This window comes from Paenibacillus woosongensis, assembly GCF_009725165.1.
Taxonomy (GTDB): domain Bacteria; phylum Bacillota; class Bacilli; order Paenibacillales; family Paenibacillaceae; genus Fontibacillus; species Fontibacillus woosongensis.
This window is the reverse complement of the sequence record NZ_WNZW01000045.1, coordinates 1-467: the sequence shown is the minus strand read 5'-3', so window position 1 is coordinate 467 and position 467 is coordinate 1. Positions and strand designations below refer to the sequence as shown.

Here is a 467-nt window from a genome sequence, read left to right as displayed (position 1 = left end):
GCCTACGGGTGGCAGCAGTGGGGAATTGTTCACAATGGGCGCAAGCCTGATGACGCAACGCCGCGTGGAGGATGAAGGTCTTCGGATTGTAAACTCCTGTTGCTCGGGACGAAAAGCTTTGACCTAACACGTCAAAGTCTGACGGTACCGAGTGAGGAAGCCCCGGCTAACTCTGTGCCAGCAGCCGCGGTAATACAGAGGAGCCAAGCGTTGTCCGGATTGACTGGGCGTAAAGCGCACGCAGGCGGACGCGCGCGTGGGGTGTGAAATCTGGCCGCTTAACGGCCAGGCGCCATCCCATACGGCGCGTCTGGAGCCATGCAGAGGGCGGTGGAATTGCCGGTGTAGTGGTGAAATGCGTAGAGATCGGCAGGAACACCCAGGGGGAAACCAGCCGCCTGGGCATGCGCTGACGCTGAGGTGCGAGAGCGTGGGGAGCGAACCGGATTAGATACCCTAGTAGTCCC

Annotated in this window: 1 rRNA gene; it reads left to right on the top strand. The window is 60.6% G+C overall.

Going from position 1 to position 467, the window contains the following annotated elements:
* Positions 1–467, top strand: a 16S ribosomal RNA gene (locus tag GNP95_RS25545); the annotation flags it as partial.